Origin of the sequence: Lysinibacillus sp. NPDC097214, assembly GCF_050277945.1 — a bacterium.
Classification (GTDB): Bacteria; Bacillota; Bacilli; order Bacillales_A; family Planococcaceae; genus Lysinibacillus; species Lysinibacillus xylanilyticus_B.
The window spans coordinates 316,364-341,595 of sequence record NZ_JBNNSS010000006.1; the positions used below are offsets into that span (position 1 = coordinate 316,364).

Below are 25,232 nucleotides of genomic sequence, written 5' to 3' on the forward strand. Positions count from 1 at the left end.
AATTATACACAAAAATTTTTTTTATTATTTTTTCTCCTGACCTTGCAGCAAGGCTAATATTTGTTTCTTCACAGCAGGATGGATACTGTTGTCCTCCAGGAAATCTAGTGGGAAATATACTTTATGATCTCGCTTCATGCGGCCGGAAATAGAATCAACAATAATAGATTCACGTGATAGCTCTCGTAGCTCTCCATTTTTCATTTCTAAGAAAATAGGAACACGGACTTCTTCCTCTCCTGGTCGATAAAAGTCATACGGTAAATCTGCTGTCGTATCGTGGACAAGATAATATTCTGGATTTAAATCAGCTTGCTTAAAGAGCTCTTGTAGTTTTTGATATTTATCTAGCTCTACACCTGGATCTAAATCGATGTACTGAAATAACTTTCGGTTAACAAAGCGACGGCTTAAGTCACTTAATATAGCATCTTCTTCTTGCATCCAAAGTTGAAAATATGTAAAAAGAATACTCTCATCTAATGCAAGATAATCATCAAGTGTAATGGAGTTACGGAAAAATGCTAAAAAGTGTGTAGGCTCATGCTTAAATTTATAGCCTACCAAGCTTAGTTGCTTAGCTCTTTTTAAAATATTATTCAATACAACCTCTGCACTACGAGATACTGGGTGGAAATAAATTTGTAAGTACATTTGATAGCGGCTCATTATATAATCTTCTACCGCATGCATGCCCGTCGCCTTGATAACGACCTGATTTTTCCGTGGACGCATTACTCTTAAGATACGCTCCATATCAAAATGACCGTAGCTTACGCCAGTGAAATAAGCATCGCGCTGTAAGTAATCCATACGATCAGCGTCGATTTGACTCGATATTAAACTGACAACCTGCTTATTCGGATATGTTTTTTCAATAACCTGTGATACTTTCTCTGGGAAATCAGCCGATACTTTTTTTAATACGGCATTCACTTCTGTATCACCGAGCAAAATTTGTCTTGTATAAAATTCATGATCAAGCTCAAAAACATTTTCAAAGGCATGTGAAAATGGCCCATGCCCTAAATCGTGTAATAGGGCTGCACAAAGCACAAGCAGACGTTCATCTTCATCCCATTCTGGACGACCTGCAAATATATCATCTACTATGCGGCGTACAATTTCGTAAACGCCAAGTGAGTGACTAAAGCGACTATGCTCTGCTCCGTGGAATACTAAAAATGTTGTACCGAGCTGGCGAATTCGACGTAGTCGCTGAAATTCTTTCGTACCAACTAGATCCCAAATCACTTGATCCCGTACATGCACATAGCGATGCACTGGATCCTTGAATACTTTTTCCTCTTGTAATTTAGCTTTTGCATAATGTGTCAATTGTACAGCACCCCCGTTTCCTATTTGTTCTATTATATGCGATAAATACAGGACTAGCATACATATTGACTTTTAATTATAGAGACTATCAACCTAACTCACTGTATTCTCGTCTTATTTTAGGTTTCTATTGACCTAATTTCCATCTGATGAGGCGACGTGAACGTGAACCTTCCATCGTTTCGATGAATTAATCCGTCACTTCGATGGTTCTTTCCGTCGTTTCGATGGTTCCATCCATCGCTCTGGTAGTTCTATCCGTCGCCTCAATGGCTATCCGTCTCTCTGACTCTTCTTTCCATCACTCTGACTCTTCTATCCGTCGATATTAAAAATCCACACAAAAAACAAAAACTATCTCCAACTAGACTAGTGAAGATAGCGTTTTGCTTACTTATTTTTTTAACTTTGCTAAAACCTTTTCCATTAGTTCTTCTTCCGTTAATGCAGCAACAGGACGGCTATTTACAAAGGTAAATGTTTTTTTACGTCCTGGGCCACAATAGGAATGACAGCCAATTTCGATGGTTGCATCAGGATCGATTTCCTTTAATTTTGGAATTAACGTTTTTAAGTTAACGGCCTGACATTCATCGCAAACTTTAAATTCGTTTGCCATTTTGTCAACAACCCTTTCTATATAGTATTTTTTTAATCAAAAAATCAAAAATCGTTTCTATTGAACGTATGACTTTCACATATTTAAGTATGTAGCATACGTACAAACCTACATCGGGTATTGTATCGCATTATTCCCCTTGTATTCAAGCATAATTCCTTCCACATGGATGAATAAAAGGTTAAAAGATTGGTCATGCTAGTTGTAAATAAAAAGTTCCAAATAAAGGTGGGAGGATTTTAATATGAGTAAAGTCAGACAAGATGCTTGGTTAGATGAAAACGATGAATTATTAGCAGAGGCGGTCATTCGCCATGTGACAGAAGGTAGTACACAGTTAAATGCCTTTGAAGAAGCTGGTGATGCCTTGAATCGTACTGCTGCTGCATGTGGTTTTCGTTGGAATGCTGTTGTTCGTAAAGAATACGAGGAACAATTATCAGAAGCAAAAAAAGAAAGAAAAGAAAGAATGCGAGTGTTGGGAGCTCCGGCAAGACGCCGTGCTTCAAGTATGTTTACAGTCAATAGTAGTGCCGCAGAGGGTAAATCAATTCCTCTATCTGCATTAAATCTTGATATTGTCATAGCCTATTTATTACGTTTACAGCACTCTGGTGAAATAGGTAATGAGTCTACAAAATGGAGACAACTAGTACACGTAACATCTGAGAAAAATAAAAAACTAGAGAAAACCATTACACAGCTAGAAGAGGAAAATAGAGCTATTCGAAAAGATTACGAGCAATTTGTACAAATTATGAACCGTGCTAGACGACTAGTTACACTAGATGAAGAGGATGAACGAATTGCACCAGTTTTCAAAATGGAGAAAAACGGGAATCTTGTTGTAAGCAGCCCTTATACACAAGAAAATGGCGATGCGCTTAATTAGCAGCATCGCTTTTTTCTTTGCAACGATCTATCTCGCACGATATCTCACTGACATCCGCTGAAGGCTTTCACTTCATCACTTCGGTTCAAGCATTTTCGTATTTCGTTCAAAAATACGTTGTAAATAAAACGCATATAGTGTTATTTCTTCATCATGAAAAGATTCAACTCGAATTTCTTCTTCTGCCATATTGTTAAGAAGTTGCTGTAAGCGAATAACAACAGCTTCCACTGTTAATGATACGTCCATTAGTTCAGATAATGACGCCATCACATCAGGGACAATATTAGGATACGTAAATTTCGTTTCTTCTCCTTTTAGACTTTCCTCATAAAAGTCACGAATGAGTGCGGCTCGATTTGAACCGCTTCCTTCAACACATAAATAAATTTGCACTGCTACGCCTTGACGTAAACGTCTCTGAGAAATACCAGCAAATTTCTTTCCTTTAATACTTAAATCATAGGAGCCTGGACAATAGGAGCCTACAATTTCATAGGCTTCAATTTGATCTGCTACTTCAGGGAACAAGCTTTTTACTAAAGCTACCATTACATCATAGCCATCATTAATACTAAGCGCTTCCGTTTGTTCAGATAATACAATAGAAATATTCAGTACACCTTTATCGAGCACTACTGCTAATCCACCTGAATTGCGTACGATAGGTTGATAGCCTTGTGCTTTGAGCAAGTCCATGCCCTGCTGCACATATGGTAAACGATGATCCTGAATACCAAGCACAACAGATGCATCATGTACCCATGTACGTATAGTTGGCGGAGAGGCTAATTGTCCAACTAGCTGACATAACGTGTCGTCTGTAGCAAAGGATTCAAGTGGCGATCTTTGCTTCGCGCTAATGGATTGATCGTAAAAACGCCAAATCGGCTGTTGTAAAATACTTTTCATGATTGGAGCTCCTCTATTTACATCTCTTCTCTTTAGAATACATTATCTATGGAAGGTGTCAAATTCGTGAAATACAATCATGAACTTAGGGATTTTGTACAAACTATGATAAACTAAATTTCGAATGCTATTCACTTATAAAGGAGTGTTTTTAATAATGAATGAAGCAGCTATTACTTTAGATGGTTGGTACGCTTTACATGATTTCCGCTCAATCGATTGGGCTTCATGGAAATTAGTTTCTGCTGAAGAACGCCAAGCAGCAGTTGAAGAATTCCTTGCATATTTAGAAAAATTAAACGAAGCTGATATCGCTAAAACAGGTGCCCATGCATTTTACGCAATCGTTGGTCAAAAAGCTGACTTTATGATTATGACTTTACGTGAAACTATGGAAGAGCTACAAGAGCTTGAAGCTGATTTCAATAAATTAGCGATTGCTGATTTTACAATTCCTACATATTCATATGTATCTGTTGTAGAGCTTTCTAACTATTTAGCAGGTGATTCAGACGAAGATCCATACCAAAATCCACATGTGCGTGCCCGTCTATATCCTGAGCTTCCACGTGCTAAGCATGTATGCTTCTATCCAATGGATAAGCGTCGCCAAGGCAATGACAACTGGTATATGCTTTCAATGGATGATCGCAAATCGCTAATGCGTTCTCACGGTATGATTGGTCGTGGCTATGCTGGTAAAGTTAAACAAATCATTACTGGTTCTGTTGGCTTCGACGATCATGAATGGGGCGTTACACTATTCGCGGATGATGTACTACAATTCAAAAAATTAGTATATGAAATGCGTTTCGATGAAGTGTCAGCTCGCTACGGTGAGTTTGGTGCATTCTTCGTTGGTAACCTTCTTGATCAAGAAAAACTTGTGAAATTATTAACTGTCTAATTAAATATAAAAATGCGAGTCCACCAATCGGACTCGCATTTTTTAATATTCGCTTTCTTCGCTGTTCTCTGATTCCAATATTAAAATAATTGTATGAATAAAAAAACCGGCTAGAATCATCAGGAAAACTAAATACCAATTATACGGTTGCTGATAGTATTCTGCTATTCCAACGGCGATGAATGCACTTATGATAATTGCTACAAACGTACCAAAGGTATGCATTATAACACTCCTTCATGAAAGCAAAAAAATAATTTCCAACTTTAGTATGTCACCGTTTATTTTTAATATACTTGTCAAACATCAGATTCCACCTACACAATCAAAAAAAATAAGAAAGTGTCATCCATTACGATGACACTTTCTTATTTTCATATGGCTGCGCTGTGCTTCAAGACCTTTCATCTTTAACCTTCAAAATTAATATAATCGTATTGATGAAAAATCCCACTACGATTATTAGTATAAAGAGATACCAATGGAGTGGCTGTCCGAAAAAACTCCCCACTAAAAATGCCAGCACAGCACTCAACAAAATACCTACCCAAACACCAATCTCCATACCTTGTCACCTCACATGTATTCAATACACATGCAATGTCCTATCTCACGTTCCCCATTATATTTTCTATTCTCTATTTCCCCATTTTTATAAGCGTTATGGTCATGAATTTAAAACCTGGCCCTCTTATACAAACGACTCGTCATTATTAATATATGCTTAGCAATTTTAAATTGTGAATTTCTTTCAATCAATTATGCCTCGGCATAATTGCGTCTGGAATCGGCTTTGTGCTTAGGCCTGCACGAGGGCCGACACGATGTCGGTCATTTCGGTAATGCCACAGGACGTGGCGTTTTTACCGATGCAGGTCAGTTAGCCGTTATCGCACGGATGCGATGATTTTAGGCTAACATCCCCTATTAACTCCTTTCCGATACCGTGACATCCGCCGGAGGCTTTGGGCCAACACGACGTTGGTCACTCAGTCGTTGCCACAGGACGTGGCGTTCTTAGACTGAGTTCCACTATTTCAGCAGGTATTTGGACACCTACTGAAAAAATAACTTACCCCCCATTCATCTCACCGCCTATAGAGGTGGGAAACTTCTGTACCTGTCGCTACGCTTTCGGTACAAAAACACTTGCTGAAAAAAGTTAAAATTGAACATGTCTACGATACCATCATGCATATACTGTCTGCGAGGAGGAGTGAAAATCGCTGTAATAAAGACGAATGATGCACAAACAGCCATGCTAGCAAGGCGCGCGCCGAGGCAGAAGGTGAAGGGAACTTAGGTATGCTGATGGTCGGCAATGTTGGCGTCAATCGTGTACGAGCAGACTGTTTAGATTTTACGGATGTTCGTACAATTGAACAAATGGTTTATCAGCGTCCTGGGGGCTTTGAAGCGACAGTAAAAGGCTACTTTTATCAACGAGCACGTGATCAAGACCTTCGATTAGCAAGGAGGGTTATTCAAGGCGAAAGATTCCATCCAGCAACTCGTTCACTATGGTTTTTCAGACCTGAGGGAGATTGTCCAGCACAATGGTATGGTCAGTGGAACACGGGAAGATTCAAAGCGCATTGCTTCTTCTCGCCAACCGAAGAAGATTGTCCTCAAATCTAAAAGAAAGAAGGTTGATAACTTATGATGCCTTATTATTGGACACCGACAACGCAACAACAACAAATGCCTCAAGTGCCTCCACAGGTAATTCCCGGAGCACGACAACCTGGACGGGAGCAATCGTTTATTGAAAATATTTTTCGTTTGAATCGCGGAAAGCCTGGTACTTTCCATTTTTCTTTCGAACATGCGATTGAGCCAGGAAAAAACACGAAAATTGTGCGAGGCGTTGTAGAAGCTGCTGGTCGAGATCATGTTATTTTACGTGAACTCAAATCAAATCATCGTTTCCTATTCCCAATGATTTACTTTGATTTTGCTGAATACGATGAGGAAATGGCTTACTTTAACCAAAATCCATAATTGAAATGAACTATTCATAAGTTCGTATTTTCTAAATTCCACTCCTCAATAGCAAGGAGGACCGAGCAAAGGGGTGCTCCTTCGCACCTTGGAGGTAATTATCCTATTGTTTTGTCAATTTGAGTAAAAAATTGTTCTATTTGAATAAACTCGTATCTCCATGTTATATTCTTACTGAAGATGTATATAAAAAATATAAGACCATTCAGTGTGACAGCACCAAATGGTCTTAGTAACAAGACGAATCGCTTCAAAGGCGATTTGCAATGAGAAAAGAAGTAAACCTACTCACATGCTTGCGAGGCAGAGGCGGTTTACTTTTTTTGTGTAAAAGTAAATGGCAAGGCAATTACTGACACTATAAGAATTGCAAAATTAATAGTCAGCGTCATTGCTTCAAAAATAGTCATTGGCATCAACTCCTTTCCCTTCAATCACTTGAAGAAAATAGGTAGAAATTTGATCGCCAACCGCCTTGAAACCTCTATCTAGTTACCTCTTAATTATGGCAAATGTTTTAATGAGGAATTTACGCGGGCATTTATCATTAGATTGAAAAATTGGCATGGTAGGATTCCTCCTAGCATGCCAATTTTTTATTGAAAGCCCTAAAAGAGCTCCCTATTTATTTTCTTGTAAAAATTGCAATGTTGCTTTTCCTAAAGTTTTGGCAGCGATCAACATTGCACGCTCATCAAAATCAAAGCGTGCATGATGATGAGGATATGCCACTTCCCACTCTGGCTTTTTAGCGCCTGTGAAGAAAAAAGTACCTGGTACATTCTCTAAATAATACGCAAAATCCTCACCAATCATAAATGGTGGGCACGTTATTATATTTTCTACTCCTGGTATATCAGCTGCCAGTTGTGCAACAAATTCTGTTTCTTTCGCGTGGTTGTAAACAGGTGGATAGCCCCTCGTATAACGGTAATTATAGCTTGCACCAAAGGCCAAACAAGAGGCATTTAAAACGGCCTCAAGCTCTTGCTCCATTTGTTTGCGTACGGGCTCGTCAAAAGTTCGGACTGTTCCAGCTAACACTACTCGCTCTGCAATCACATTAAAAGGATTAATGGCCTCAAGATGACCAATTGTTAAAACGGCTGATTTTAATGGATCAATACGACGAGATATGAGCTGCTGCGCATTGACTACAAACTGTGACGCTAAAGTAACAGCATCAATAGAATGATGAGGCTCCGCACCGTGACCACCTTTACCTTGAATCGTAATTTCCACCTTATCCGCGGCAGCCATAATTGCCCCATCTCTCACCAATATATCGCCCAATGGCGTTGGTGCCCATAAATGTGTACCGAAAATAACATCTACCCCGTCTAGACAGCCATCTTCAATCATAGGTTTTGCTCCACCTGGCGCCATTTCTTCTGCATGCTGATGAATAAAAACTATATTGCCTGCAATGTCATCCTTCATTGCATGAAGCGCTTTAGCAAGCACTAGTAATGTCGCAGTATGACCATCATGTCCACATGCATGCATTTTACCATCCACTTTTGACTTATAAGGAATGTCATTTTCCTCCTGAATGGCTAGAGCATCAAAATCAGCGCGTAATGCCACTGTTTTACCTGGCTTTCCTCCATTTAAAGTTGCAACAACACCCCGTCCACCTACATGCTCACGAACCTCATGTCCTAACGCTCGATGAAAAGCAGCTACATATGCTGGTGTTTCCACTTCCTCAAAGGATAATTCCGGATATTCATGTAGATGACGGCGAATCGCTACCATTTCATCATAGTTATTATCTAGTAAAGTAAAAAGCTTCTCCATATCACAAAACCTCACTTCTTATTTGTCGAACTTATTTGATAATTATAGTGTACTATAAATCCTTACAAAAACAATAGGAATTAAAACTACCATTCTATAGAAATTATATTGTTGATCCGGAAGAAAAATTCTCTTGATCCTAGAGGTCTATAAAAAACAAAAACTCCCTCACACATAGTGTAAAGGAGTAACTTTGTAGGAACTGAATTTTATCGAGCATGTTTAAGCGCAGTTATTATAATTAGAACCCAGCCAGCTAAAAATAGAACACCACCAATTGGTGTGATCGCACCAAGAACTTTAACGCCGCTGATTGCCAGTACATATAAGCTTCCTGAAAAGAAGACAATACCTAGGTTAAAAAAGATTCCAGCTAAATTTAACTGCTTGACCGCACCTAGTAGTTTGGAGTTCATCAATATACCAATGATAAGGATAGCTGTAGCTTGAAACATCTGATACTGCACAGCTGTTTCCCAAATCCCGCGACTATAATCGTCTAGAACTTCTTTTAAAGCATGTGCACCGAATGCACCCAGTGCCACTGCTAAAAAGCCATGAAGTGCACCTGTCACGATAAATTTTTTCATATTGTTTACCCTGCCTTTAATGGTTAAAAGTCAAAAATTGAATCACCATTCGCTCCGTCTTCTTCTTCAATTTTTGCTGTATATAAACTTGTTTGCTTCGGCTCTGACACTAGCATTTGTGGCAGAGGTTTTGACTGTGCTTTAGAAATGCCGTCAGATGCGTCTAATACCACGTCGCATAATGCTCGGATTGCTGTTAAAGCTTCACGAATTTGTTGTTCGTCTCCAGCATTTTTGACACCGGATAATTGTTTTTCAAGTTGTTGAATAACGGCTTGATAAGGAATCATTGCATTCTCCCACTTTCTGCTTTTGGCACAAATTTCAGACAGTCCGTGCCAGAAGATTGTTTAACGACAACGGATGGTATTTGCTTTGTTTTAAAGCCATATGCTACACAGGCCCGTGGTGTTTGTGGGTCCCATGTTACTTTGAAATATTGACATTTGAAACAATTTACATTCATCGTTGTTACCCACTTTCTTCTATTATTAACTGTAACACGAAACGATAAGTGCATCAATTTCGCCTTGGCTTAATTGTTGCTGTCGCTTCGCTTTCGCACAGAAAACATTTTGTTGCTGTCGCTTCGCTTTCGGAAGATATAGACCACTAAGCTAGGCTCCAATCAATTGCTCGCTCTCCCCATTCCTCTAACTGTGCATTGATTTTCGAGTATGGTTTACTGCCAAAAAAACCTCGATAAGCACTTAGTGGACTTGGATGAGGCGCTTCTAAAATAAAATGTTGCGTTGAGTATTGACGAATTAATTGTTTTTTTCGTTGTGCTGGTCTACCCCAAAGTACAAAAATAATGGGTTTATCTCTTGAAGCTAATTTATCGATGACAGCATCCGTAAATTGCTCCCATCCTTGTTCTTTATGGGAATTCGCCTGGCCCGCTCGAACAGTTAATACAGTGTTCAATAACATTACACCTTGCCGTGCCCATCTTGTTAATGTTCCGTCCAAAGGGATTGGACAGCCAAGATCATCCTGTAACTCTTTTAGCATATTTCGTAAGCTTGGTGGATGCGGGATTCCTGGCATGACCGAAAAACTTAAGCCATGTGCTTGGTTTGGTCCATGATAAGGATCCTGACCTAAAATTACGACCTTCACATCTTGATAAGCTGTCGTATAAAATGCATTCATTATATCATTCATCGGTGGATAAATTGTTTGGGTTGAATATTCATGTTCTACAAATTGACATAGCTTTGTATAGTATGTTTTTTCTATTTCTTCTGCAAGTATTGCTTGCCAATCATTCGGAAATGCTTGTTTCATCTTAATATAAGCCCCTTTCTCTTCTTACAACGGTACAAAAAAATAATGTCGAATTCAAGCTTCAATTCAATTATGCCAAGGCATAATTGCGTCCAGAATCTACTTTTTTGTTTAGCCCTTCATGAAGACTGTATTGCTACTGCAGGTCAGTTATGGACGCGATGATGTTAGGCTAACACCCTATATGAACTCCTTTCCTATATAGAGGTAAGAGACTTCTACTAATAGAAGATAAACTGACCTTATAAAAATATATAATTCTGACTATTTTTATACACCCAGAATAAGACTATACTAGATGATAATTTTAAAAATTCCCTCTATAAAGGAGATCTTCCACATGGTTCTTAAAAAAACTTTAACGATTGCTGGTTCTGATACATCAGGTGGCGCAGGTATGCAAGCCGACCTTAAAACATTTCAAGAGCACGGCACATATGGCATGGTGGCATTAACAGTTGTCGTAACAATGGATCCAAACGGTTGGACTCATAACGTAACGCCATTACCGACAGAGCTTTTACAAAAACAAATCGATACAGCTCTTTCAACAGGTATTGACGCAATAAAAACTGGTATGCTGTCAACGGAAGAAATTATTCGTATCGCAGGTGATGCTATCGCAAAATCTGGTACGACAAATGTTGTTATTGACCCTGTAATGGTATGTAAGGGAGAAGATGAAGTATTGAACCCTGGTAACACAGATGCAATGATTCAACATCTTTTACCATTAGCTGCAGTTACAACACCTAACCTGTTTGAGGCTGGACAATTAGCAGGAACTGGCACACCAAAAACAATCGAGGACATGAAAACAACAGCTCGTAAAATCCACGAGCTTGGTGCTAAAGCTATTGTCATTAAAGGTGGAAAAGCGTTAGCTACCGAAAAAGCGACTGACTTATTCTTCGACGGTGAAAAATTCTACTTATTAGAATCTGAAAAAGTCGCTTCTACTTATAACCATGGGGCTGGCTGTACATTTGCTGCTTCAGTAACAGCAAACTTGGCAAACGGTCTTTCAGTAAAAGAGGCTGTCATTGAAGCAAAAGAATTCGTTTCAGCTGCAATCGCTCACGGTTGGGCATTAAATGACTATGTAGGACCAGTTATGCACGGTGCTAAATCTCGTTTTGGCGCACCACAAGTAACGGTAACTGAAATTTAACAACGAAAAAATTTAACAACGAAAAAATTTAACAACGAAAAAGGCATCTGTCTAGTGATCAGATGCCTTTTTTAGTTCTCCATCAATTCGAGCCGTTAATCCCATGGATTGTTTATTGAAATGAATTGGGCCAATGCCTTACTTTCCTTTTTACGCGCTGCACGTGCATTTGCTCGTACAGCTGCGGTTTCATGTAGCTTTGTCTCCTCTACTGTTTCCGGAATGACAGATGGCACTGGAGTTGGTTTATTATTTTCATCTAATGCAACAAAGGTTAATAATGCTGTTGCCGCTACCTTACGTTCACCCGTTTTCAATTTCTCAGAAATAACCTTTACGAAAACCTCCATTGAAGATATACCTGTCCACGATACATAAGATTCGAAATATACAGAATCAGTCGGGCGTATTGGATGCAAGAAGTCTACAGAATCCGTTGAGGCTGTCACGCAATCCCTACGACTATGCTTCGCAGCAGAAATTGAAGCTACTTGATCGATGTCACTCATTAATCGACCGCCAAACAGTGTATTATGATTGTTAATATCATTCGGAAAAACGCGACTTGTACGCATAACTCTTGATTCTTTACAATATTTAAAGTCTTTATTCACATTTATTCCCCCTAAAAACAACTGTTTGTTTTTACTATATTGCTCTATTTATCCATAAAAATCAATTTAATTATTAGAAAATTAGGAATTTTACCTTTAGAAGCGCAGGGATTATTGCTTCAAATGTAAAAAGCTTAGGACAAGATACGTTACTACTTCATATGCCATATATTAGCTGTATATGGGAGGGAGAAAAATGGCAAGACGTAAACAACAAAACACAAATGTTGATCCACCTAATCTAGGTGCCCAAGAAGCAGGTCTCCTAGGTGAAAATGCAGGTATCCAAAGTGGAGATATAACTTCTACTAAAGTAGAATTAATATCTTCAATGGTTTTGACAATAGGGTATTCCTTAGCAACCCTCTCCAACATTTTAGCATTACAGGAGGAAGAGGCAATGGAACAAACAAGAACATCCGACGCGCAAAATCAACATGTACTATATAGACAAATGCATAAGCATCTATCACATCTCAACAATCGTCTAGATTCCATTGAACGAAAACTCAACCGATATTAACAAATACATACTCCAAAAATCGTTAATTATAAAAAAGCCGCGATTCTCCGTCATAAAGAGAATCGCGGCTTTTTTTACTATACTATGATAATGAGCTTTCCGTCTTCTTCCCTTGCCATAGCCATACATAAAATGTTAAAGGAACGTCATCTATTGTACCAAGATAGAATTCGTTATTACCTAGTTTAAAATCCCCTTCAACACTATGTACTGCTTATCCGTCAATTAGGAAGAAATTATGGTCGCAGTATCTTTTCGTTTGTGAAATCGGATACAATACAAAACGACACATTTTGTACAAAATTGCTTCACACTTATTATATTGATATATTTCAAAATTTTTTTCAAGAATATTGCTCGATACATTTTCATAGATTAAAAGATGCATTCAATTATGCCTTGGTATAATTGCGTTTAGAGGCTTTAGGCTGCCAACAATTTTTTTTTTTGCGCGAAAGCGTAGATAAATTGCCACAGGACGTGGCGTTGTCAGACTGAGTTCCTTTATTCAGTGTGTGTTTGAACATCCTCTAAAAGCAGTTCAATTTGTGAATGAACAAGCCTTCTAGATACCTTTGAAGGAAAGTTATTGATGATGTTATGCTACGGAGGCATTCAATTTCCCTTTGTGAATTATTTTTACTATACTTAAAGGAGAAATAATCGAGAGGAGTGTTAAGATGCAAGAGGTACAAGTAAAGACGTTACAGGAATTATTGAATTCTTTCGCCAACAAAGACGTTTATATCCATCTTGAGACGACGAACGGTTCTTATGCAGCACACTTTGATGAGAAATTTTTTAATGCAGGTGCTTTTATTCGTAATGCTAAAATCAACTATGAACTTGCTAAAGTGGTAGATGATTCACCCCATCGTGTTGGCTTGAAAATGGCACATGGCTGGGTTTATGCACAAGGCATCACACATTTTGAATTAGATGATTTAGGCCGTTTATTAATGGCAGGACTAGATTACTCAGGTAAATTGGCGATTGCACTTGAAATTAGCGAAACGCCATTTACTTATTAAGGGGGACGACTTTTTGAATTTACAACCACAACGTCATATTTTAATTGTTTACCCTCACCCAGATGATGAGGCTTTTTCAATTGCTGGAACAATTGCCTACTATACGAAGAAAATGAATACACCTGTTACATATGCCTGTTTAACTTTAGGCGAGATGGGGCGTAATTTAGGAAATCCACCTTTTGCAACACGTGAATCATTGCCAGAAATTCGACGTAAGGAGCTTATTGCAGCAGCAGATGCTATGGGAATACAAGATTTACGTATGCTTGGTTTCCGTGATAAAACGATTGAATTTGAAGACGATGAAAAAATGGTAAAGCTTATGGAAGGTTTAATAGAGGAGTTAATGCCTTCTCTTATCTTTACATTCTTACCTGGTTTTGCTGTGCATCCTGACCATGAGGCAACAGCACGTGCCGTAGTAGAAGCTGTTCGTCGTATGCCAAAAGCTGCCCGTCCACAAGTGATGGGCTGTGCCTTTGCAAATGATACGATTGAAAAAAATGGAGAGCCACATGTTGTCGTCAATATAAGTGAAATGAAGGCGGATAAAATTAAAGCCTTACAAGCACACGCATCCCAAACTGCTTGGATGATGCAAGAAACAGAAAAACGTATCGATGATGGTGAACCAATGAGCGAAAGCTGGCTTAATATTGAAAAGTTCTACATTGTGAATCCTGATCATTATGTAAAATAAAAAAGCTTTAGTTTCGATACTAACAATAAAGCGGTTCTGTCCCCTTTCTAAATGGAGATCAGAACCGTTTTTATGTTAAGCGACCTTCATTTTTTTCAAGAAATGTATCATGAAGGTTATAGCAAATATAATAATTAACACAACAAAAAACATATAATGTGGAACGTGAATACCGATGACGCTAGCTAGCATTTTCAGTGCAATAATGCCAATAATAATAAATGCTGTTGCCTCTAATTCTGGTATTTTTTCAATAATGATTAAAAATAAGCCTGCAATCGTTCTCATCATTAAAATACCTAGCATTCCCCCGATTAGTAATATCCAAATTTGATTGGATATCGCAAATGCTGCAAAAATTGCATCAATTGAAAAGGCAATATCCATCAGCTCTACGGAAATAACTGTTGCCCAAAACGTTCCAAAAAGCCGAACCATCAATCCTGTTTTTTTCATTTCCTTGACACTATCCGCTTCCCCAATCTGTAAGAAATGCGCGACACATAGCCAACCCAAATACAGAGCTCCTAGCAATTTAATAAACCAGAATTCTACCAAATAAACGCCTATCCCAATAAATAAAAATCGGAAAAAATAAGCCCCCATCATTCCGTACATTAATGCTCGTTTGCGTTGCTTGTTTGGCAAATGCTTTACTAACACTGCTAATACAAGTGCGTTATCAGCCGAAAGTAAACCTTCTATTATAATGAGTGTTGATATTAACCCCCAAGATACAGGGTCAGTCAAAATTTCTTTCCACATTTCCCAATTGAAAAATTGAATGTATGTAGATAGAATTCCTTGAATGATTTCCAATTACATACCCTCCTACTTGTCCTAAGGTATTCTATTATATGCTTGACCATTTTCGTTATGAGGAAATGTGTGCATCCTTTATTTCTCCAAAAATTTCTCGAAGAAATCAATTTTGTATTAAATAGACACCGAAAATTTAGAATTTACTAAAAATTAGTGACAAAAAGCTTATAAAGTGTGCTATCATAGATAAATGTTTTATACGCATACGGAGGATGAATATTATGGAAGCTGCTGACACTAGAACCGTGCAAGTAGAAAATATCTTGATTGCACATCATTTTTTAAAAGACGTAGTGGTGCACACGCCGCTACAAAAAAATGACTATTTATCCGAGAAATACGGAGCTAATATTTATTTTAAACGCGAAGATTTACAGCATGTACGCTCATTTAAACTGCGCGGTGCCTATTATAAGATTAAAAAAATTGAAGAAGAGGCTCGTAAAGCTGGCGTTGTTTGCGCAAGTGCGGGCAATCATGCTCAAGGTGTTGCCTACGCCTGTGCACAATTGAAAATTCAAGCAAGTATTTTTATGCCTCAAACAACACCTAAGCAAAAAATTGACCAAGTGCGTATGTTTGGTCGTGATTATGTAGAAATTATTTTATCAGGCGATACCTTTGATGATTCTGCAGAAAGTGCTTTCGCTTACTGTGAAGAACACGATAAAATCTTTATTCACCCATTTGATGATTTTGATGTCATTGCTGGTCAAGGAACGGTCGCTGTTGAAATTATGAATGACATGGAGGAGCCAATTGACTACGTATTTGGTAGTATTGGTGGTGGTGGCTTAATGTCCGGTGTTTCTGCCTATGTGAAAAACCTTTCTCCTCATAGCAAAATTATCGGTGTAGAACCTGCTGGGGCAGGCAGTATGAAGGCTGCATTTGCGGAAGGCGGTGCAGTAGCACTTGATTGGATTGACAAATTCGTAGATGGTGCTGCGGTAAAATGCGTCGGTAATCACACATATGATGTTTGTCGTCGCTATTTAGACGACATCGTCCTAGTACCAGAAGGAAAAGTATGTACAACAATCTTAGATCTTTACAATAAACATGCCATAATCGCAGAGCCTGCTGGGGCATTATCAGTAGCAGCCCTCGATTCTTATAAAGAGGAAATTAAAGGCAAATCAGTCGTTATTATCATTAGTGGTGGTAATAATGACATCGGTCGTATGCAGGAAATTAAAGAAAAATCTTTAATTCACGAAGGCTTACTATACTACTTCATCGTAAGCTTCCCACAACGTGCAGGCGCGCTTCGCCAATTCCTAACTAGCGTTCTAGGACCAAATGACGACATTACAACTTTCGAATATACAAAGAAAAACAACAGAGAAAGTGGTCCAGCCTTAGTCGGTATCGAGCTCGGTAATCGTGAGGACTACGACGGCTTACTAGTACGCATGGATGAATTCGGCTTCAAATACAAAGAAGTAAACAACGACATTCAACTATTTGGCTTACTAGTCTAAAATAAAGAGTCACACTTGCTATGTGAGTGTGGCTTTTTTTTGCGGGAATGAGAGATTTTTATTGAGGAACTTTTTAGATTTATCGAGAACTTTTGATTGTTTATCGAGACTTTTTGAGGTTTATCGAGAACTTTTGATTGTTTATCGAGACTTTTTTGAGGTTTATCGAAACTTTTCTCTTGTCTATCGAAACTTTTCAGCGTTTATCGACATCTACCTTACAAGCGACACTATCTGACCGCACCGATAGTTTACGTCGCTTACATTTAATCTAACAATTTGGCAGGAATTATATATTTTCTATTTTTATTTTCACCTATCGCTTCAAATTTTAACTTTTTCAATAAATAATAAACCGCCTTCTCTGAGTCAATATCAAAAAAATTACGAAACTGAGCATTTGTAATATTGTTGCTCATCATTAATCGAAAATCATGTAATGCGACTAGCATCGATTGATTATCAATCGATTGGCAATTGCTACAACGCCATTTCCCATGAGTGTAACGTAGGACATGGTCAAAATGGCAATGCGAGCATAGTGCACCTTTCTTCAATTCATCCACTTTAATATCTATGGTCCATTGAATTGGTTTGTGCCTCGTTAAAATATGCGCTGATAATTCTCTCAAATCTTTTTCACTTAGACAGACTTGTTGATGCTGCTTGAACAGTTGATCTATCCTTTCTGCCAAACCACTTACATGAATAATTGGCTGGGACAAGAAAGTGGGCGTCATAATCATATTCGGATTTGCAGAAACGACTATATATTCAATAGGTATATGATGCCCGCTCATTTGAAATAGCCGACGCAAAAACCTAGCATGTCGCTTCACTTGATCAAAGGGATTTCTAAAGCCATCTACTCTGCCATCAGAAGTAATTCGAATAAATTGATGGTTATCTTCCATATATTCTACATGACCAACGATATTTTTAATTTCAACGATTAGCACAAAATGTTGGGACATAAATAATGTATCCATTTGATGTGTCCATCCACCAGTACTCTCAGCCTTAAGCTCTACATCATGCAATAAATAATACGCATGCTCCAAATAGATTTCCCGCCATTCTCGATCTACTCTTTGCTCACCAGCAATGCCAGCCTTTGTTCTTCCTAGCATTTCTTGAAAATAATCATACTTAGCGTGAGATTTCGGTAACCGCCTCTCAATCATTTCTAACATGCGTTGCTTCGATGAAACTCCCCGCTTTTTCAGTAGCATATGTTCACCTCCTTTAGCTAGATTATAATGCACTTTATCGAAAGAGTTTGCTTATTTATCGAGAACTTTTGATTGTTTATCGACCTACTTTTTTTAATTTATCACCCCACTTCTAAAAAATATCGACATCCAACAAAAAAAACGCCCACACTAAATGTATGAGCGTTTTATCATTTATTATCCTAGTAACGCACGGTCTGAGTTCATTTTCTCACCGCGGATACGTTCGAACTCTGCCATTAAATCTGGGATGGTTAATTCATGCTTGCGATCCTCGCCAACCTCTAAAATGATTTGACCTTTATCCATCATAATCAGTCGATTTCCTAAGTCTAATGCTTGTTGCATATTGTGCGTGACCATTAATGTCGTTAAGTTGTCTTTCTCAACTAAATATTTCGTAATACGTGTGATTAACTCTGCACGAGATGGGTCAAGTGCTGCCGTATGCTCATCTAGCAATAAAATCGAAGGCTTCGTAAAGGTTGCCATTAAAAGAGATAGCGCTTGACGCTCCCCTCCGGAAAGTAAGCCGACTTTTGCAGATAGACGGTTTTCCAAATTTAAACCTAACATCTGTAAAGATTCCTTAAAAAATTCCCGACGCTTTTTATCAACGCCGAAGCGCACGCCTCTACTCTTATTACGTGAATAAGCTAATGCTAAATTTTCCTCAATTGTCATTGTTGGTGCTGTACCAGCCATTGGATCCTGGAATACGCGTCCGATGTAGTGGGAGCGCTTATATTCTGGTAAAGTCGTAACTTCATTTCCATCAATTGAAACCGTGCCGAAGTCTGGTGTTAGTGCGCCAGAAATCATATTCATCACGGTCGATTTACCAGCTCCATTACTACCAATAATTGTGACAAAATCCCCTGGTTTTAAGTGTAAATTAATTTCTGCAAGTGCTATTTTTTCATCAGGCGTACCTTCATTGAAAACCTTATTAATATCTTTTAATTTAAGCAAGGCCCTTCCCTCCTTGCTCAACCGTCTTTACTCGTGTCTTCTCTGCTGCGCGCTTCACCTTGCGTTTGCGCTCCTTACTCTTATTGATAAATTGAGGTAAAATCAACGCGATAATAACAATGATAGCTGTGATTAATTTCATATCTCCTGAATCAAGGAAATCTACTCGTAATGCTAGTGCTAAAATAATGCGGTAAATGATAGCTCCAGCAATGACAGCGAAAGTTGTGCGCATAATCGTTTTTGTACCGAAGATTGCTTCCCCGATAATAACAGATGCCAGACCGATAACAATCATCCCAATTCCCATACTTACATCTGAGAACTTCGAATATTGCGCGATTAAAGCTCCGGAAAATGCGACAAGTGCATTAGAAAGTCCTAGCCCAAGAATAATAAGAGTATCTGTATTTGCCGAGAAGCTACGAATCATACGCTTATTATCACCAGTTGCTCGAATAGCGAGGCCGATCTCTGTTTTCAAGAACCAGTCTGCAATGAACTTAATTAAAATCGTGATGATTAATACTACGAAAATCGTGCTCCATGTTGAAGGTAATTGCGGAGCACCGAAGCTTTTTAGTAAGTTATTTAATGCTGTATCGATTCCTAAATTACTCCAAAATGCTTGAAACTTTGAAAATAAAGTCTCTGAATTTAATAGTGGAATATTCGGTCGACCTATCGTATTTTCTGCCGTTGATCCCATAATACGTAGATTAATAGAGTATAAAGCAATCATCATTAAAATCCCCGATAACAAAGGATTAATTTTCCCCTTTGTGTGAAGAATTCCTGTCATACATCCAGCGATAAATCCAGCAACCATGGCTACTAAAGTCGCTAAGATCGGGTGGTAGCCGAGCAGAATCATCGTCGCTGCTGTAGCGGCTCCTGTTACAAAGCTTCCGTCAACCGTTAAATCCGGAAAATCTAACACGCGGAATGTTAAATACACACCAAGTGCCATAATTGCATAGATGATTCCTTGCTCCATTGCGCCAAATATTGCCAAAAACATAATTGAATCATCTCCTCATATTTGATTTCAATTTTTACGCTTAAAGAAGATAAAGCGGAGGCAGTTTTAGTTCTCCCCCGCTTCGCTCCATAGATGATCATGTCAGGTCATTACTTTTCTAAAAGCTCTGCACCCCAAGAATCTTTAATGTCGATTCCTAAACCATCCGCTACTTTTTTATTGATTAATAGTTTTAGCTTTTGTGGATATTGAGCTGGAATATCAGCAGGAGTTGCTTCACCTTTTAGAATCTTCACAGCCATTTGCCCTGCTTCATAACCAATGTCATAATATTCAAAACCATATGCCGCTAAGCCACCACGTGCCACAGAGTCAAGCTCGCCTACAACTAGTGGTAGTTTATTAGCATTCGCTACATCAATAACAGACTCCAGTGCCGAAACTACTGTATTATCAGTAATGATATAGAATGCATCTGCTTTACCGATTAATGATTCAGCAGCTTGTTTTACTTCCGCAGAAGTTGCCGCAGATGCCTCAACCACTGTTAGGCCTTGTTCACCCATCACTTTTTTCACTTCTTTTACTTGTGCTACTGAGTTTTGTTCACCAGCGTTGTAAACCATACCTACTTTTTTCGCACCCAATTCCTTTAAGAATGCTACTGTTTTCGAAATAGTATCAGGATGTAAATCGATCGTTCCTGTTACATTTTTCCCTGGCTTCTCCATAGAGTCAATGAGCTGCGCACCAACAGCATCTGTTACAGAAGTGAAGACAATTGGAATATCACTAGTAGCTGTCGCCGCCGCTTGTGCAGATGGCGTAGAGTTCGCAAAGATTAAATCTACGTTGGCACTTACTAGATTGTTAGCAATCGTCGTGTTAAGACTGTTATCCCCTTGCGCTAGTTGTGAATCGTATTCTACTTTTAAGCCAGATTCTTCAATTGCTTTTTTGAAACCTTCAGTTGCAGCATTTAAAGATGGATGCTCTACAATTTGAGTAATCCCAATCTTATATGTTTTATCATCTGCAGTGTCGCTTCCACTTGCATTATTCGTTTCGTTCCCTTTCGAATCCGACGTACTAGAACCACTGCTACCACAAGCAGCTAGCAGTAAAACTAACCCAAATAACAGGAACGAAAGCTTTTTTAAATTACTTTTCACAAATAATCCCCCCGATTTTAATCTCTGATTTTTCTCACACTTTATCCAAGCGAAGTGTGAACGTATCGCTATAGTATCTTTAATAGCGACATTCGTCAACAACATTATGAATGTTCTGACTATTAGATTCAGTTAAATATTCTTTCTTTTCGCTCAATTTGTCGCTTTAAACCGCTAAACTGCGCTATTTTTACAAATTGATTTCTTTTTCTAACATAACAAAATTTTTTTCGACAATTTAGCGAAGTTATTTTTCTGACATCTAATTTAATCTAATATATGTAAAAACTGTACCTAACATTCCCCATTAACACGTATAATTCTCTCTTACTTTTTTAAGATATCTACTAACCATCTACTTTTGCGGTCACGGGATATCAGGGAAGCATACGTACGTTTGAGCAACACCTTGAATTGCAGAATAAAAACAACCCGCGAGTGCTTTAGAATCACCCTCTCGTACTACTCCCTTAACTTGACCCTCTTATACTAAACTTTCAATTCCCTCAGATGCAGCAAGATCCTTAGCAACTTGTTGAATCGTATCAGGTAAGTTACTTGCAATTTGCGTTTGAGCAACTAACATTAATAGTTTTGCCGATAGTGGATGCGTTTTAAAGGAGTCCAGTATTGAAGTAACGATCACATTTATATATTCTAACGGTTGTGCAAATTCCCCTTCAGAAATCCCAATAACAGACATACTAGCTTTAGCTCGATTTAAAAGTTCAGGGTATACCTCTTCCTTAGAGCCGAAATAATGAAACAGTAATCCTTGGCTAATTCCAACTGCGTCGCCGATTTCTTTAGTTGTAGTTCCTTGATAACCGTTTCTAATAAACAATCTAAGCCCGCGTTTAGAATTTGCTCCCGCACTATGTATAGTAAAAAGCCACACCTGATTAGATGTGATTTAACTTTTCTACAAAAATGTTCACTTTAGTCCCCCTTTTTACATTTAACGCATATGATGCAAATGAGGTTAGTGCTGTTCCCAAAAAGGAGGAATATCATGAATAATGATGATATCGATTTAAATCAGCCGTCTTATTCACAAGAGAAACAAAATGCAACAACTACAGGAAATATTGATACAATCATTTCTAATCTATGTGACAGTCTATTTGCTTTTGCTCTGGATTTCGCCTTAAATGCCTTAGAGTATACAAAAGAATTGGATGAGGAATTAGAATATACAGATGAATTCAAGCAACAAGTAGACGATTTAATTTTGGAAATAGAAGAAATTAGAAATATTTTAGAGGGGTAATTTCAAATCGGAAACAGGGTAGTGATATGTTTACGTACTACTTTCGCGCCAAGACATCCTCACTATAAATATAAAAAAGGAGAGGTGTCTAAAATGCAAAGCTTTCAAGATATGTGTACAAAATTTGCACAGATTGCGAACGGAAAAGCTTCTGTGGAACATGGCGTATGCTCAGTAAAACTTCCTCGAAACCTTCATGTGAAGATTCAAGGTCGCCCAAGTCGTAGTGCACTTCATGCTGGAATAACGTTCGAATCGCTTGATGTCTATGGAAATGCACTTAACTTAGGTGAAATAGTAGTACGCCAAGAGGAATTACAGCCATTTGTTAAGGCACTCGCAGAAAATAACTTAATTATAAGTGCTGTTCATAATCATTGGATATATTCGGATCCAACTATTTTGTACGTCCATTTTCAATCAATAGAGCCTCCATTAACCTTTGCTCAAAAATTTGCTCAAGCATTTAGTGTTTTACAAAACTATTGAAATGGTCACTTGTTAAAAGAACTAAGCAGTTCTTTTAACAAGTGACCCGATAGACACGACTTCTAACTTTCAAGGTTACTTATCATCTGCTATTTTTGTATAATTTTCTAGTAAGTGTACAAGTCCCTTTTCATAGATACATTGTCATTAAGGGGCTTTGAGCAAGATCTAACTATTATCGTATATTTTTTACCCTTTGCTATTTACAAATAAGCATGAACATTGATATGATTGCATTTGCTTTACGTGGTTCGTAACCATCCCACGCAAAAAAACTAAGGAGAAATAAATATGAAAATTAAATTTTTAGCTACGAGTGGCATTATTGCAGCGCTCTACATTGCTATAACATTGCTAGTCACACCATTTGGCTTTACCGAGGTGCAGTTCCGTATATCGGAAATGTTTAACCATCTAGTTGCGTTTAATCCGCGCTTTGCCGTTGGAATCATTATTGGTGTTTTTATCTCCAATATCTTTTCACCACTTGGCATTTACGATTTAGTTTTCGGTGTAGGCCATTCGATGATTACACTTGGGTTGTTCATTCTTATTTGTAAATTTGTCAAAAATATTTGGGCACGTTTAATCATCAATACATTGTTATTTACTTGCACAATGTTCATCATTGCTTTCGAATTGAACTTAGCTTTAGAATTACCATTCTTCTGGACATGGTTAACTGTTGCTGCAGGTGAATTTGTTGTTTTAGCGGTTGGTGCACCGATTATGTATCTATTGAATAAACGCTTAAACTTCAAAAATTTAATTTAACTGACGGATCTTATCGAGCCGTATTTAATGAAAAGAGGGACGGTTTCACCGTTCCTCTTTTTTGTTGTATTTAATCCTTTTCATTCTCATCGCCTAATTTTCCAACATAATCAATCAAAGCATGAAGAAGTATTAGAGGTATAATGGAGTTCAATGCGATCGCAAGCATCCCGAACACAAAGCCAATAATGGTTGTCCGAATGACACCAGATAAACTCTGATATGTATGCGCAAGACCAAATATTATTGAAGTACACAATAGAACGAACCAAATTGACCATTCTGGAAATAGTGCGTTAAATGCAAATATAAGAAATCCACGGTAAATAATTTCTTCTGTGATCCCCGCTGTCCATGCCACTAGATTCCAGATAACTTTGTCTTTCTTTGTAACAGGTAGTAACTCAGTAAACGCTTTATGCTTCATTTGTTTTTGCTTCATTAATATCATCTTACTTTTAACATTATTACTTATAAAATATCCAATCGCGTAATATAAAAGCAATATACTATATAATAGAGCTCCCACTATGACAATATATGTAACAATTGGTCCTAATGCTTCTGTGTTAATACTCGGCATTATTACGCGTAGTTCTTCTAAAGTAAGTTCAGAATTTGCCACTACTATTAAAATAATAAGTGTCGGTAACCACAAACCTAGCATAACAATCTTATAATAGTGTATTCTGCTTGCTGGATTAGTCCGAACACGTATTTTAAATCTTTGATATAACCAATAACCTATAATTGGTTCATATAAAAGAGTAAACCCAATGAATCCCCATAACAGTATGTTCATTTTGTTTTATACTCCTTTAGCATGTTCTCTATTTTTTCAATTAACCATTCTCCCTCTTGTTTACTAAATGGTGACGGAAATAACATGCTATCCAACTGTATCTCCATTAGTTTTGGTTCTGTTAGTAACCGATTAAATAGTTCATGTGGTACTTGAGAAAAAAGCCCTTCGAGAATAGTATGTACTTCGGTATCCGTAAATTGGTTCTTATAAGCTATTTTTAATTGATTTATAATGTTTATTAATTGTGTATCATAACGAACGTTGTGACCGTTTGATACAGCATAAATCTCATCTACAACTTCATTTGGTAAATAATCCTTTAACCATCGCTGTTGAGATTCCATATGTAAATTATTTTGAATTAATGCAATAAATATCTCTGGTTCGATTACCTGATTTGATTGCGCTAACGAAATTGTGTATTCAAGTAGTTCAATATTCTTTTTAATTTCCACCAATTTACGGAGCATTTCCCCCTTTTGGTACTTTAAAGACTCTGTTATGTCCCATTGTGATTGCCTCATTAGCTCTTGAATATCTTTTAACGAAAATCCTAACGTTTTTAATCCTGTTATTTTTTGCAGTGTAATTATATCTTCATTTTCATAAAATCTACGTCCCGTTTCCGAAATGTAAGATGGCTTTAGCAAATTCATTTCATCATAATAGCGAAGAGTACGGATCGAGACACCTGTTTTCTTTGAAAATTGACCAATCGAATACATTGATATTTCTCCTTTTCTTTTAATACATTCATTATAGTTTCTAACGTAACGGTAGAATCAATAGTGATTTTTACTTTTATTTATAAAGAATTAAAGAACTTTATTTTCAGTTAA

At 37.8% G+C, this 25,232-nt stretch carries 32 protein-coding genes and 1 riboswitch; of the genes, 13 read left to right on the forward strand and 19 right to left on the reverse strand.

The window, feature by feature from the left end; genetic code table 11:
- Window positions 1–24: 24 nt before the first annotated feature.
- Both ACQKMI_RS16085 and ACQKMI_RS16090 read right to left on the reverse strand, forming a co-directional pair.
- A complete protein-coding gene (locus ACQKMI_RS16085; RefSeq protein WP_427490515.1) occupies window positions 25–1,398 on the reverse strand; it encodes an HD domain-containing protein in 1,374 nt (457 codons plus the stop codon).
- Window positions 1,399–1,732: 334 nt separating this feature from the next.
- Window positions 1,733–1,957, reverse strand: a complete 225-nt coding sequence (locus ACQKMI_RS16090; protein WP_049667962.1) for a DUF1450 domain-containing protein — start codon at window positions 1,955–1,957, stop codon at window positions 1,733–1,735.
- Between the two features lie 244 nt (window positions 1,958–2,201).
- Between ACQKMI_RS16090 and ACQKMI_RS16095 the strand changes: the two genes are divergently transcribed.
- Window positions 2,202–2,849: an RsfA family transcriptional regulator gene (locus ACQKMI_RS16095; RefSeq protein ID WP_427415406.1), complete on the forward strand. Its 648-nt coding sequence runs from the start codon at window positions 2,202–2,204 to the stop codon at window positions 2,847–2,849.
- A gap of 75 nt (window positions 2,850–2,924) precedes the next feature.
- Here the strand turns inward: ACQKMI_RS16095 and ACQKMI_RS16100 are convergent, their stop codons facing one another.
- Window positions 2,925–3,761 carry a lipoate--protein ligase family protein gene (locus ACQKMI_RS16100; RefSeq protein ID WP_427490517.1) on the reverse strand — a complete coding sequence of 279 codons (837 nt, stop codon included), beginning with the start codon at window positions 3,759–3,761 and terminating at the stop codon, window positions 2,925–2,927.
- Window positions 3,762–3,918: 157 nt separating this feature from the next.
- Here ACQKMI_RS16100 and hemQ point away from each other — a divergent pair, with 157 nt between their 5' ends.
- Entirely contained in the window at window positions 3,919–4,668 is a 750-nt protein-coding gene (hemQ, locus tag ACQKMI_RS16105) for a hydrogen peroxide-dependent heme synthase (protein WP_427490520.1), read from the forward strand.
- 42 nt (window positions 4,669–4,710) lie between these two features.
- Here the strand turns inward: hemQ and ACQKMI_RS16110 are convergent, their stop codons facing one another.
- Complete coding sequence (locus tag ACQKMI_RS16110; RefSeq protein WP_079559343.1) at window positions 4,711–4,893, reverse strand: hypothetical protein; 183 nt, start codon at window positions 4,891–4,893, stop codon at window positions 4,711–4,713.
- A 740-nt stretch (window positions 4,894–5,633) separates the two neighbouring features.
- Here ACQKMI_RS16110 and ACQKMI_RS16115 point away from each other — a divergent pair.
- The 3 genes from ACQKMI_RS16115 (at window position 5,634) to gerQ (ending at window position 6,669) form a co-directional block, all read left to right on the forward strand.
- Window positions 5,634–5,834 carry a hypothetical protein gene (locus ACQKMI_RS16115; RefSeq protein ID WP_427490522.1) on the forward strand — a complete coding sequence of 67 codons (201 nt, stop codon included), beginning with the start codon at window positions 5,634–5,636 and terminating at the stop codon, window positions 5,832–5,834.
- 139 nt (window positions 5,835–5,973) lie between these two features.
- Window positions 5,974–6,306 (forward strand): cell wall hydrolase, encoded by a 333-nt coding sequence (locus ACQKMI_RS16120; RefSeq protein ID WP_427490524.1) that lies wholly within the window; start codon window positions 5,974–5,976, stop codon window positions 6,304–6,306.
- Window positions 6,307–6,327: 21 nt separating this feature from the next.
- The gene (gene gerQ, locus ACQKMI_RS16125; RefSeq protein WP_427416458.1) at window positions 6,328–6,669 is read left to right on the forward strand and encodes a spore coat protein GerQ; all 342 of its coding nucleotides are present in this window, start codon (window positions 6,328–6,330) and stop codon (window positions 6,667–6,669) included.
- A gap of 314 nt (window positions 6,670–6,983) precedes the next feature.
- Here gerQ and ACQKMI_RS16130 read toward each other — a convergent pair whose 3' ends face one another.
- From ACQKMI_RS16130 to ACQKMI_RS16155, 6 genes are all read right to left on the reverse strand, one after another.
- Window positions 6,984–7,079, reverse strand: a complete 96-nt coding sequence (locus tag ACQKMI_RS16130) for a putative holin-like toxin (RefSeq protein WP_427490526.1) — start codon at window positions 7,077–7,079, stop codon at window positions 6,984–6,986.
- 211 nt (window positions 7,080–7,290) lie between these two features.
- Entirely contained in the window at window positions 7,291–8,469 is a 1,179-nt protein-coding gene (locus tag ACQKMI_RS16135; protein ID WP_427490528.1) for a M20 family metallopeptidase, read from the reverse strand.
- Between the two features lie 209 nt (window positions 8,470–8,678).
- On the reverse strand, window positions 8,679–9,059 hold the full coding sequence (locus ACQKMI_RS16140) for a DUF423 domain-containing protein (protein WP_427490530.1): 381 nt from the start codon (window positions 9,057–9,059) through the stop codon (window positions 8,679–8,681).
- A 23-nt stretch (window positions 9,060–9,082) separates the two neighbouring features.
- The gene (locus ACQKMI_RS16145) at window positions 9,083–9,349 is read right to left on the reverse strand and encodes a YwdI family protein (protein ID WP_427490532.1); all 267 of its coding nucleotides are present in this window, start codon (window positions 9,347–9,349) and stop codon (window positions 9,083–9,085) included.
- Window positions 9,346–9,525 carry a hypothetical protein gene (locus ACQKMI_RS16150; protein WP_049667953.1) on the reverse strand — a complete coding sequence of 60 codons (180 nt, stop codon included), beginning with the start codon at window positions 9,523–9,525 and terminating at the stop codon, window positions 9,346–9,348. The genes ACQKMI_RS16145 and ACQKMI_RS16150 overlap by 4 nt, the downstream gene beginning before the upstream one ends.
- Window positions 9,526–9,671: 146 nt before the next feature.
- Entirely contained in the window at window positions 9,672–10,349 is a 678-nt protein-coding gene (locus tag ACQKMI_RS16155) for a uracil-DNA glycosylase (RefSeq protein ID WP_427490534.1), read from the reverse strand.
- 340 nt (window positions 10,350–10,689) lie between these two features.
- Between ACQKMI_RS16155 and thiD the strand changes: the two genes are divergently transcribed.
- Window positions 10,690–11,520, forward strand: a complete 831-nt coding sequence (gene thiD / locus ACQKMI_RS16160) for a bifunctional hydroxymethylpyrimidine kinase/phosphomethylpyrimidine kinase (protein WP_427490535.1) — start codon at window positions 10,690–10,692, stop codon at window positions 11,518–11,520.
- Between the two features lie 95 nt (window positions 11,521–11,615).
- On the opposite strand, the gene ACQKMI_RS16165 is transcribed toward thiD, so the two are convergent.
- Window positions 11,616–12,095, reverse strand: a complete 480-nt coding sequence (locus ACQKMI_RS16165) for an acyl-CoA thioesterase (RefSeq protein WP_427490618.1) — start codon at window positions 12,093–12,095, stop codon at window positions 11,616–11,618.
- Window positions 12,096–12,330: 235 nt separating this feature from the next.
- Here ACQKMI_RS16165 and ACQKMI_RS16170 point away from each other — a divergent pair, with 235 nt between their 5' ends.
- The 3 genes from ACQKMI_RS16170 (at window position 12,331) to bshB2 (ending at window position 14,391) form a co-directional block, all read left to right on the forward strand.
- A complete protein-coding gene (locus ACQKMI_RS16170; protein WP_427416452.1) occupies window positions 12,331–12,657 on the forward strand; it encodes a hypothetical protein in 327 nt (108 codons plus the stop codon).
- Window positions 12,658–13,337: 680 nt separating this feature from the next.
- Window positions 13,338–13,688, forward strand: a complete 351-nt coding sequence (locus ACQKMI_RS16175; RefSeq protein ID WP_053484519.1) for a YojF family protein — start codon at window positions 13,338–13,340, stop codon at window positions 13,686–13,688.
- Window positions 13,689–13,701: 13 nt separating this feature from the next.
- On the forward strand, window positions 13,702–14,391 hold the full coding sequence (gene bshB2, locus ACQKMI_RS16180; RefSeq protein ID WP_427490537.1) for a bacillithiol biosynthesis deacetylase BshB2: 690 nt from the start codon (window positions 13,702–13,704) through the stop codon (window positions 14,389–14,391).
- A 75-nt stretch (window positions 14,392–14,466) separates the two neighbouring features.
- On the opposite strand, the gene ACQKMI_RS16185 is transcribed toward bshB2, so the two are convergent.
- Complete coding sequence (locus tag ACQKMI_RS16185) at window positions 14,467–15,210, reverse strand: TerC family protein (RefSeq protein WP_427490539.1); 744 nt, start codon at window positions 15,208–15,210, stop codon at window positions 14,467–14,469.
- Between the two features lie 224 nt (window positions 15,211–15,434).
- Here ACQKMI_RS16185 and ilvA point away from each other — a divergent pair, with 224 nt between their 5' ends.
- On the forward strand, window positions 15,435–16,697 hold the full coding sequence (gene ilvA, locus ACQKMI_RS16190) for a threonine ammonia-lyase IlvA (RefSeq protein ID WP_427490541.1): 1,263 nt from the start codon (window positions 15,435–15,437) through the stop codon (window positions 16,695–16,697).
- 266 nt (window positions 16,698–16,963) lie between these two features.
- On the opposite strand, the gene ACQKMI_RS16195 is transcribed toward ilvA, so the two are convergent.
- From ACQKMI_RS16195 to ACQKMI_RS16215, 5 genes are all read right to left on the reverse strand, one after another.
- Window positions 16,964–17,929, reverse strand: a complete 966-nt coding sequence (locus ACQKMI_RS16195) for a nuclease-related domain-containing protein (protein ID WP_427490543.1) — start codon at window positions 17,927–17,929, stop codon at window positions 16,964–16,966.
- 177 nt (window positions 17,930–18,106) lie between these two features.
- Window positions 18,107–18,901 carry an ABC transporter ATP-binding protein gene (locus ACQKMI_RS16200; RefSeq protein ID WP_427490545.1) on the reverse strand — a complete coding sequence of 265 codons (795 nt, stop codon included), beginning with the start codon at window positions 18,899–18,901 and terminating at the stop codon, window positions 18,107–18,109.
- Window positions 18,894–19,922 (reverse strand): ABC transporter permease, encoded by a 1,029-nt coding sequence (locus ACQKMI_RS16205; protein WP_427490547.1) that lies wholly within the window; start codon window positions 19,920–19,922, stop codon window positions 18,894–18,896. Before ACQKMI_RS16205 ends, ACQKMI_RS16200 begins: the two co-directional genes overlap by 8 nt.
- A 110-nt stretch (window positions 19,923–20,032) precedes the next feature.
- Window positions 20,033–21,055 carry an ABC transporter substrate-binding protein gene (locus ACQKMI_RS16210; RefSeq protein ID WP_427490549.1) on the reverse strand — a complete coding sequence of 341 codons (1,023 nt, stop codon included), beginning with the start codon at window positions 21,053–21,055 and terminating at the stop codon, window positions 20,033–20,035.
- A gap of 484 nt (window positions 21,056–21,539) precedes the next feature.
- Window positions 21,540–21,899: a TetR/AcrR family transcriptional regulator gene (locus tag ACQKMI_RS16215; protein ID WP_427490551.1), complete on the reverse strand. Its 360-nt coding sequence runs from the start codon at window positions 21,897–21,899 to the stop codon at window positions 21,540–21,542.
- A gap of 168 nt (window positions 21,900–22,067) precedes the next feature.
- Here ACQKMI_RS16215 and ACQKMI_RS16220 point away from each other — a divergent pair, with 168 nt between their 5' ends.
- The 3 genes from ACQKMI_RS16220 to ACQKMI_RS16230 all read left to right on the forward strand — a co-directional run bounded on the left by ACQKMI_RS16220 (window position 22,068) and on the right by ACQKMI_RS16230 (window position 23,588).
- Complete coding sequence (locus ACQKMI_RS16220) at window positions 22,068–22,325, forward strand: hypothetical protein (protein ID WP_427490553.1); 258 nt, start codon at window positions 22,068–22,070, stop codon at window positions 22,323–22,325.
- A gap of 93 nt (window positions 22,326–22,418) precedes the next feature.
- On the forward strand, window positions 22,419–22,814 hold the full coding sequence (locus ACQKMI_RS16225; RefSeq protein WP_427490555.1) for a DUF1259 domain-containing protein: 396 nt from the start codon (window positions 22,419–22,421) through the stop codon (window positions 22,812–22,814).
- 240 nt (window positions 22,815–23,054) lie between these two features.
- A riboswitch (PreQ1 riboswitch) is annotated at window positions 23,055–23,099 on the forward strand.
- Between the two features lie 6 nt (window positions 23,100–23,105).
- Window positions 23,106–23,588 (forward strand): QueT transporter family protein, encoded by a 483-nt coding sequence (locus ACQKMI_RS16230; RefSeq protein ID WP_427490557.1) that lies wholly within the window; start codon window positions 23,106–23,108, stop codon window positions 23,586–23,588.
- Window positions 23,589–23,658: 70 nt separating this feature from the next.
- Here ACQKMI_RS16230 and ACQKMI_RS16235 read toward each other — a convergent pair whose 3' ends face one another.
- A complete protein-coding gene (locus ACQKMI_RS16235) occupies window positions 23,659–24,390 on the reverse strand; it encodes a CPBP family intramembrane glutamic endopeptidase (RefSeq protein ID WP_427490559.1) in 732 nt (243 codons plus the stop codon).
- A complete protein-coding gene (locus tag ACQKMI_RS16240) occupies window positions 24,387–25,118 on the reverse strand; it encodes a MerR family transcriptional regulator (protein WP_427490560.1) in 732 nt (243 codons plus the stop codon). The genes ACQKMI_RS16235 and ACQKMI_RS16240 overlap by 4 nt, the downstream gene beginning before the upstream one ends.
- Window positions 25,119–25,232: the final 114 nt, after the last annotated feature.

Excerpts from the sequence above, each read along its gene's own strand:
- ACQKMI_RS16100 (WP_427490517.1), bottom strand. The coding sequence starts at position 3,761 with ATGAAAAGTATTTTACAACAGCCGATTTGGCGTTTTTACGATCAATCC.
- ACQKMI_RS16110 (WP_079559343.1), bottom strand. The coding sequence starts at position 4,893 with ATGCATACCTTTGGTACGTTTGTAGCAATTATCATAAGTGCATTCATC.
- ACQKMI_RS16135 (WP_427490528.1), bottom strand. The coding sequence starts at position 8,469 with ATGGAGAAGCTTTTTACTTTACTAGATAATAACTATGATGAAATGGTA.
- ACQKMI_RS16120 (WP_427490524.1), top strand. The coding sequence starts at position 5,974 with ATGCTGATGGTCGGCAATGTTGGCGTCAATCGTGTACGAGCAGACTGT.
- ACQKMI_RS16095 (WP_427415406.1), top strand. The coding sequence starts at position 2,202 with ATGAGTAAAGTCAGACAAGATGCTTGGTTAGATGAAAACGATGAATTA.
- ACQKMI_RS16155 (WP_427490534.1), bottom strand. The coding sequence starts at position 10,349 with ATGAAACAAGCATTTCCGAATGATTGGCAAGCAATACTTGCAGAAGAA.
- thiD (WP_427490535.1), top strand. The coding sequence starts at position 10,690 with ATGGTTCTTAAAAAAACTTTAACGATTGCTGGTTCTGATACATCAGGT.
- ACQKMI_RS16150 (WP_049667953.1), bottom strand. The coding sequence starts at position 9,525 with ATGAATGTAAATTGTTTCAAATGTCAATATTTCAAAGTAACATGGGAC.
- ACQKMI_RS16230 (WP_427490557.1), top strand. The coding sequence starts at position 23,106 with ATGAAAATTAAATTTTTAGCTACGAGTGGCATTATTGCAGCGCTCTAC.
- ACQKMI_RS16085 (WP_427490515.1), bottom strand. The coding sequence starts at position 1,398 with ATGCTAGTCCTGTATTTATCGCATATAATAGAACAAATAGGAAACGGG.
- ACQKMI_RS16235 (WP_427490559.1), bottom strand. The coding sequence starts at position 24,390 with ATGAACATACTGTTATGGGGATTCATTGGGTTTACTCTTTTATATGAA.
- ACQKMI_RS16175 (WP_053484519.1), top strand. The coding sequence starts at position 13,338 with ATGCAAGAGGTACAAGTAAAGACGTTACAGGAATTATTGAATTCTTTC.
- ilvA (WP_427490541.1), top strand. The coding sequence starts at position 15,435 with ATGGAAGCTGCTGACACTAGAACCGTGCAAGTAGAAAATATCTTGATT.
- ACQKMI_RS16170 (WP_427416452.1), top strand. The coding sequence starts at position 12,331 with ATGGCAAGACGTAAACAACAAAACACAAATGTTGATCCACCTAATCTA.
- ACQKMI_RS16195 (WP_427490543.1), bottom strand. The coding sequence starts at position 17,929 with ATGCTACTGAAAAAGCGGGGAGTTTCATCGAAGCAACGCATGTTAGAA.
- ACQKMI_RS16205 (WP_427490547.1), bottom strand. The coding sequence starts at position 19,922 with ATGTTTTTGGCAATATTTGGCGCAATGGAGCAAGGAATCATCTATGCA.
- ACQKMI_RS16145 (WP_427490532.1), bottom strand. The coding sequence starts at position 9,349 with ATGATTCCTTATCAAGCCGTTATTCAACAACTTGAAAAACAATTATCC.
- ACQKMI_RS16220 (WP_427490553.1), top strand. The coding sequence starts at position 22,068 with ATGAATAATGATGATATCGATTTAAATCAGCCGTCTTATTCACAAGAG.
- ACQKMI_RS16090 (WP_049667962.1), bottom strand. The coding sequence starts at position 1,957 with ATGGCAAACGAATTTAAAGTTTGCGATGAATGTCAGGCCGTTAACTTA.
- hemQ (WP_427490520.1), top strand. The coding sequence starts at position 3,919 with ATGAATGAAGCAGCTATTACTTTAGATGGTTGGTACGCTTTACATGAT.
- ACQKMI_RS16240 (WP_427490560.1), bottom strand. The coding sequence starts at position 25,118 with ATGTATTCGATTGGTCAATTTTCAAAGAAAACAGGTGTCTCGATCCGT.
- ACQKMI_RS16165 (WP_427490618.1), bottom strand. The coding sequence starts at position 12,095 with ATGCGTACAAGTCGCGTTTTTCCGAATGATATTAACAATCATAATACA.
- gerQ (WP_427416458.1), top strand. The coding sequence starts at position 6,328 with ATGATGCCTTATTATTGGACACCGACAACGCAACAACAACAAATGCCT.
- ACQKMI_RS16140 (WP_427490530.1), bottom strand. The coding sequence starts at position 9,059 with ATGAAAAAATTTATCGTGACAGGTGCACTTCATGGCTTTTTAGCAGTG.
- ACQKMI_RS16225 (WP_427490555.1), top strand. The coding sequence starts at position 22,419 with ATGCAAAGCTTTCAAGATATGTGTACAAAATTTGCACAGATTGCGAAC.
- ACQKMI_RS16130 (WP_427490526.1), bottom strand. The coding sequence starts at position 7,079 with ATGACTATTTTTGAAGCAATGACGCTGACTATTAATTTTGCAATTCTT.